1 protein-coding gene is annotated in these 7847 nt (G+C 59.4%); it reads right to left on the reverse strand.

The window, feature by feature from the left end; translation table 11 throughout:
- Window positions 1-7847, reverse strand: a 7847-nt coding sequence (locus ACFOET_RS01760; RefSeq protein WP_379018946.1) for a hypothetical protein, incomplete at both ends; no start/stop codon positions are given.

Here is a 7847-nt window from a genome sequence, read left to right on the forward strand (position 1 = left end):
CAATGGCGGGGTCGTGCAGTCATCGCAGGTCGGATCCGGGTCGGGTGTCGGTGTGGTCACCGTAACCGCGTTCACCAGGTCATCATCGAAGTCAGCCGGTGTCTGAACCGTCACCGTATAGGTCACCACAGCGCCGTCAGGCAATGTAGGTATGGTCTGATCCAAGTTACCCGTGCCGCTCGTGGCCGGAAGGCTCACCGTACCGGTGGTTACCACCGCTGTCCAGCCAGTGATCGTCGTGCCGGTTGGAGCCGTATCCACCACGTTCACATCCTGCGCATCGCTCGGGCCGTTATTGGTTACCGTGATCGTGTAGTCAACCGACTCACCCGGGGTGAACGTTGTCTGCGTGGCATCGCTCACCACCTTCACCGTTACGATGTCAGCCTGCGGATCAGGTGTCAGCGGCGGGGTCGTGCAGTCATCGCAGGTCGGATCCGGGTCGGGTGTCGGTGTGGTCACCGTAACCGCATTCACCAGCGTGCCCGAGAAATCCGATGGTGTCTGCACTGTCACCGTATAAGTTACCACAGCGCCGTCAGGCAATGTGGCTATCGTCTCATTGATGTCGCCCGTGCCACTGGTGTTTGGCAGCGTTACCGTGCCCGCTGTGACTGTTGCACTCCAGCTTGTGATCGTCGTGCCGGTTGGAGCCGTATCCACCACGTTCACATCCTGGGCATCACTCGGGCCGTTGTTGGTTACCGTGATCGTGTAGTCTACCGATTCACCGGGAGTGAACGTTGTCTGCGTGGCATCGCTCACCACTTTCACCGTTACGATGTCCGCCTGCGGATCAGGTGTCAATGGCGGGGTCGTGCAGTCATCGCAGGTCGGATCCGGGTCGGGTGTCGGTGTGGTCACCGTAACCGCGTTCACCAGGTCATCGTCGAAGTCAGCCGGTGTCTGCACCGTTACCGTATAGGTTACCATAGCGCCGTCAGGCAATGTGGCGATCGTCTCATTGATGTCGCCCGTGCCGCTGGTGTTGGGCAATGTCACCGTACCGGTGGTTACCGTGGCTGTCCAGTTTGTGATAATGGTTCCGGCTGGTGCCGTATCCACCACGTTCACATCCTGCGCATCACTCGGACCGTTGTTGGTCACCGTGATCGTGTAGTCAACCGACTCACCCGGGGTGAACGTTGTCTGCGTGGCATCACTCACCACTTTCACCGTTACGATGTCCGCCTGCGGATTGGGTGTCAGCGGCGGGGTCGTGCAGTCATCGCAGGTCGGATCCGGGTCGGGTGTCGGTGTGGTCACCGTAACCGCGTTTACCAGGTCATCATCGAAGTCCGGCGGTGTCTGCACCGTCACCGTATAGGTTACCACAGCGCCGTCAGGCAATGTGGCGATCGTCTCGTTCAGGTCGCCAGTACCGCTGGTGTTCGGCAATGTTACCGTACCGGTGGTTACCACCGCTGTCCAGCCAGTGATCGTCGTGCCGGCAGGAGCCGTATCCACCACGTTCACATCCTGCGCATCACTCGGGCCGTTGTTGGTTACCGTGATCGTGTAGTCAACCGACTCACCCGGGGTGAACGTTGTCTGCGTGGCATCGCTCACCACTTTCACCGTTACCACGTCCGCCTGCGGATCAGGTGTCAGCGGCGGGGTCGTGCAGTCATCGCAGGTCGGATCCGGGTCAGGTGTCGGTGTGGTCACCGTAACCGTGTTCACCAGGTCATCATCGAAGTCAGCCGGCGTCTGCACCGTCACCGTATAGGTTACCACAGCGCCGTCAGGCAGCGTGGCTATCGTTTCATTGATGTCGCCCGTGCCACTGATATTCGGCAATGTCACCGTACCGGTGGTCACCACCGCTGTCCAGCTTGTGATCGTCGTGCCGGTTGGAGCCGTATCCACCACGTTCACATCCTGTGCATCGCTCGGGCCGTTGTTGGTCACCGTGATCGTGTAGTCTACCGATTCACCCGGGGTGAACGTTGTCTGCGTGGCATCACTCACCACTTTCACCGTTACGATGTCCGCCTGCGGATCAGGTGTCAACGGCGGGGTCGTGCAGTCATCGCAGGTCGGATCCGGGTCGGGTGTCGGTGTGGTCACCGTAACCGTGTTCACCAGCGTGCCTGAGAAATCCGATGGTGTCTGGACTGTCACCGTATAGGTTACCACAGCGCCGTCAGGCAATGTGGCGATCGTCTCATTGATGTCGCCCGTGCCGCTGGTGTTCGGCAATGTTACCGTACCGGTGGTTACCGTGGCTGTCCAGCCAGTGATCGTCGTTCCGGCTGGTGCCGTATCCACCACGTTCACATCCTGCGCATCGCTCGGGCCGTTGTTCGTCACCGTGATCGTGTAGTCTACCGACTCACCCGGGGTGAACGTTGCCTGCGTGGCATCACTCACCACCTTCACCGTTACGATGTCCGCCTGCGGATCAGGTGTCAGCGGCGGGGTCTCGCAGTCATCGCAGGTCGGATCCGGGTCGGGTGTCGGTGTGGTCACCGTAACCGTATTCACCAGCGTGCCTGAGAAATCCGATGGTGTCTGAACCGTCACCGTATAAGTTACCACAGCGCCGTCAGGCAATGTGGCGATCGTCTCATTGATGTCGCCCGTGCCGCTGGTGTTTGGCAATGTCACCGTGCCCGTCGTGACTGTTGCACTCCAGCCAGTGATCGTCGTGCCGGCCGGAGCCGTATCCACCACGTTCACATCCTGCGCATCACTCGGACCGTTGTTGGTCACCGTGATCGTGTAGTCAACCGACTCACCCGGGGTGAACGTTGTCTGCGTGGCATCACTCACCACTTTCACCGTTACGATGTCCGCCTGCGGATCAGGTGTCAGCGGCGGGGTCGTGCAGTCATCGCAGGTCGGATCCGGGTCAGGTGTCGGTGTGGTTACCGTAACCGTATTCACCAGCGTGCCCGAGAAATCCGATGGTGTCTGCACCGTCACCGTATAGGTTACCACTGCACCATTCGGAAGCGTGGCTATTGTCTCATTAATGTCGCCCGTGCCACTGGTGTTCGGCAATGTCACCGTACCGGTGGTCACCACCGCTGTCCAGCCAGTGATCGTCGTGCCGGTTGGAGCCGTATCCACCACATTCACATCCTGTGCATCGCTCGGGCCGTTGTTCGTTACCGTGATCGTGTAGTCAACCGACTCACCCGGGGTGAACGTTGTCTGCGTGGCATCGCTCACTACTTTCACCGTTACGATGTCCGCATGGGGATCAGGTGTCAGCGGCGGGGTCGTGCAGTCATCGCAGGTCGGATCCGGGTCGGGTGTCGGCGTGGTCACCGTAACCGTGTTCACCAGGTCATCGTCGAAGTCAGCCGGTGTCTGCACCGTTACCGTATAGGTCACCACAGCGCCGTCAGGCAATGTAGGTATGGTCTGATCCAAGTTACCCGTGCCGCTCGTGGCCGGAAGGCTCACCGTACCGGTGGTTACCACCGCTGTCCAGCCAGTGATCGTCGTGCCGGTTGGAGCCGTATCCACCACGTTCACATCCTGTGCATCGCTCGGGCCGTTGTTCGTTACCGTGATCGTGTAGTCTACCGATTCACCCGGGGTGAACGTTGTCTGCGTGGCATCGCTCACCACTTTCACCGTTACGATGTCCGCCTGCGGATCAGGAGTCAATGGCGGGGTCGTGCAGTCATCGCAGGTCGGATCCGGGTCGGGTGTCGGCGTGGTCACCGTAACCGTGTTCACCAGGTCATCGTCGAAGTCAGCCGGTGTCTGCACCGTTACCGTATAGGTCACCACAGCGCCGTCAGGCAATGTGGCTATCGTCTCGTTGATATCACCCGTGCCGCTGGTGTTTGGCAATGTCACCGTGCCGGTGGTCACCACCGCTGTCCAGTTTGTGATAATGGTTCCGGCAGGCGCCGTATCCTCCACGTTCACATCCTGGGCATCGCTCGGGCCGTTGTTGGTTACCGTGATCGTGTACTCAACCGATTCGCCGGGGGTGAACGTTGTCTGCGTGGCATCGCTCACTACTTTCACCGTTACGATGTCCGCATGGGGATCAGGTGTCAGCGGCGGCGTCTCGCAGTCATCGCAGGTCGGATCCGGGTCAGGTGTCGGTGTGGTCACCGTAACCGTGTTCACCAGGTCATCGTCGAAGTCAGCCGGTGTCTGCACCGTCACCGTATAGGTCACCACAGCGCCATTCGGCAGCGTGGCAATCGTTTCATTGATATCACCGGTACCTGAAGTATTCGGCAATGTCACCGTGCCGGTGGTCACCACCGCTGTCCAGCCAGTGATCGTCGTGCCGGTTGGAGCCGTATCCACCACATTCACATCCTGTGCATCGCTCGGGCCGTTGTTCGTTACCGTGATCGTGTAGTCAACCGACTCACCCGGGGTGAACGTTGTCTGCGTGGCATCGCTCACCACTTTCACCGTTACGATGTCCGCCTGCGGATCAGGTGTCAGCGGCGGCGTCGTGCAGTCATCGCAGGTCGGATCCGGGTCGGGTGTCGGTGTGGTCACCGTAACCGCATTTACCAGCGTGCCCGAGAAATCCGATGGTGTCTGCACCGTTACCGTATAGGTTACCACAGCGCCGTCAGGCAATGTAGGTATGGTCTCATTCAGATCGCCCGTGCCACTGGTGGCCGGAAGGCTCACCGTGCCGGTGGTTACCACCGCTGTCCAGCCAGTGATCGTCGTGCCGGCTGGTGCCGTATCCACCACGTTCACATCCTGTGCATCGCTCGGGCCGTTGTTGGTTACCGTGATCGTGTAGTCTACCGACTCACCCGGGGTGAACGTTGTCTGCGTGGCATCGCTCACCACTTTCACCGTTACGATGTCCGCCTGCGGATCAGGTGTCAGCGGCGGCGTCGTGCAGTCATCGCAGGTCGGATCCGGGTCGGGTGTCGGTGTGGTCACCGTAACCGCATTTACCAGCGTGCCCGAGAAATCCGATGGTGTCTGCACTGTCACCGTATAGGTTACCACAGCGCCGTCAGGCAATGTAGGTATGGTCTGATCCAAGTTACCCGTGCCGCTCGTGGCCGGAAGGCTCACCGTACCGGTGGTTACCACCGCTGTCCAGCCAGTGATCGTCGTGCCGGCAGGAGCCGTATCCACCACGTTCACATCCTGCGCATCGCTCGGGCCATTGTTCGTCACCGTGATCGTGTAGTCAACCGACTCACCTGGGGTGAACGTTGTCTGCGTGGCATCACTTATCACTTTCACCGTTACGATGTCCGCCTGCGGATCAGGAGTCAATGGCGGGGTCGTGCAGTCATCGCAGGTCGGATCCGGGTCGGGTGTCGGTGTGGTCACCGTAACCGTATTCACCAGCGTGCCCGAGAAATCCGATGGTGTCTGCACCGTCACCGTATAGGTCACCACTGCACCATTCGGAAGCGTGGCTATTGTCTCATTGATATTACCGATACCTGAAGTATTGGGAAGCGTTACCGTGCCGGTGGTTACCACCGCTGTCCAGCCAGTGATCGTCGTGCCGGTTGGAGCCGTATCCACCACGTTCACATCCTGGGCATCGCTCGGGCCGTTGTTGGTTACCGTGATCGTGTAGTCAACCGATTCGCCCGGGGTGAACGTTGTCTGCGTGGCATCGCTCACCACCTTCACCGTTACGATGTCCGCCTGCGGATCAGGAGTCAATGGCGGGGTCGTGCAGTCATCGCAGGTCGGATCCGGGTCGGGTGTCGGTGTGGTCACCGTAACCGTGTTCACCAGGTCATCATCGAAGTCAGCCGGTGTCTGTACCGTAACCGTATAGGTTACCACAGCGCCGTCGGGCAATGTGGCTATCGTTTCATTGATGTCGCCCGTGCCGCTGGTGTTTGGCAATGTCACCGTGCCCGTCGTGACTGTTGCACTCCAGCCAGTGATCGTCGTGCCGGTTGGAGCCGTATCCACCACGTTCACATCCTGTGCATCGCTCGGGCCGTTGTTGGTCACCGTGATCGTGTAGTCTACCGATTCACCCGGGGTGAACGTTGTCTGCGTGGCATCGCTCACCACTTTCACTGTCACGATGTCCGCCTGCGGATCAGGAGTCAATGGCGGGGTCGTGCAGTCATCGCAGGTCGGATCCGGGTCGGGTGTCGGTGTGGTCACCGTAACCGCGTTCACCAGGTCATCATCGAAGTCAGCCGGTGTCTGCACCGTTACCGTATAGGTTACCACAGCGCCATTCGGAAGCGTGGCAATCGTTTCATTGATGTCACCGGTACCTGAAGTATTCGGCAATGTTACCGTGCCGGTGGTGACAACCGCTGTCCAGCCAGTGATCGTCGTGCCGGCAGGAGCCGTATCCACCACGTTCACATCCTGCGCATCGCTCGGGCCGTTGTTGGTTACCGTGATCGTGTAGTCAACCGATTCGCCCGGGGTGAACGTTGTCTGCGTGGCATCACTCACCACTTTCACCGTTACGATGTCCGCCTGCGGATCAGGTGTCAACGGCGGGGTCTCGCAGTCATCGCAGGTCGGATCCGGGTCAGGTGTCGGTGTGGTCACCGTAACCGTATTCACCAGGTCATCATCGAAGTCAGCCGGCGTCTGCACCGTCACCGTATAGGTCACCACAGCGCCATTCGGCAGCGTGGCAATCGTTTCATTGATATCGCCCGTGCCGCTGGTGTTCGGGAGGGTTACCGTACCGGTGGTCACCACCGCTGTCCAGCCCGTGATCGTCGTGCCGGCAGGAGCCGTATCCACCACGTTCACATCCTGCGCATCGCTCGGGCCGTTGTTGGTTACCGTGATCATGTAGTCTACCGATTCACCCGGGGTGAACATTGTCTGCGCGGCATCGCTCACCACTTTCACCGTTACGATGTCCGCCTGCGGATCAGGTGTCAGCGGCGGGGTCGTGCAGTCATCGCAGGTCGGATCCGGGTCGGGTGTCGGTGTGGTCACCGTAACCGCATTTACCAGGTCATCATCGAAGTCCGGAGGCGTCTGCACCGTCACCGTATAGGTCACCACAGCGCCGTCAGGCAATGTGGCGATAGTCTCATTAATGTCGCCCGTGCCACTGGTGTTTGGCAATGTCACCGTACCCGCTGTGACTGTTGCACTCCAGCTTATGATAATGGTTCCGGCAGGAGCCGTATCCACCACGTTCACATCCTGCGCATCGCTCGGGCCGTTGTTGGTCACCGTGATCGTGTAGTCTACCGATTCACCCGGGGTGAACGTTGTCTGCGTGGCATCGCTCACCACTTTCACCGTTACGATGTCCGCCTGCGGATCAGGTGTCAGCGGCGGGGTCGTGCAGTCATCGCAGGTCGGATCCGGGTCGGGTGTCGGTGTGGTCACCGTAACCGTGTTCACCAGGTCATCATCGAAGTCAGCCGGTGTCTGGACCGTTACCGTATAGGTTACCACAGCGCCGTCAGGCAATGTAGGTATGGTCTCATTGATATCACCCGTGCCGCTGGTGTTTGGCAATGTCACCGTACCGGTGGTCACCACCGCTGTCCAGTTTGTGATAATGGTTCCGGTTGGTGCCGTATCCTCCACGTTCACATCCTGGGCATCGCTCGGGCCGTTGTTCGTCACCGTGATCGTGTAGTCTACCGACTCACCCGGGGTGAACGTTGTCTGCGTGGCATCGCTCACCACTTTCACCGTTACGATGTCCGCTTGTGAAGTATACGTCAACACCACATCGTCAAAAGCGACACACGTTCCATTAGTAACCGTCCAACGCAGGGTTACAGACGTATTCGGATCCAATGTAATGATTGCGTTCGGATCGGTAGCATCCACTATTCCAACTGCAGGCGTACCACTAACCACGCTCCATTCGCCGGTTCCCGGAGTCGGAGCCGTAGCATCTAATGTAAATTCTCCGCTGTTATACTGCG

Source organism: Parapedobacter deserti (assembly GCF_042646065.1).
In the GTDB taxonomy this organism is placed as follows: Bacteria; Bacteroidota; Bacteroidia; order Sphingobacteriales; family Sphingobacteriaceae; genus Parapedobacter; species Parapedobacter deserti.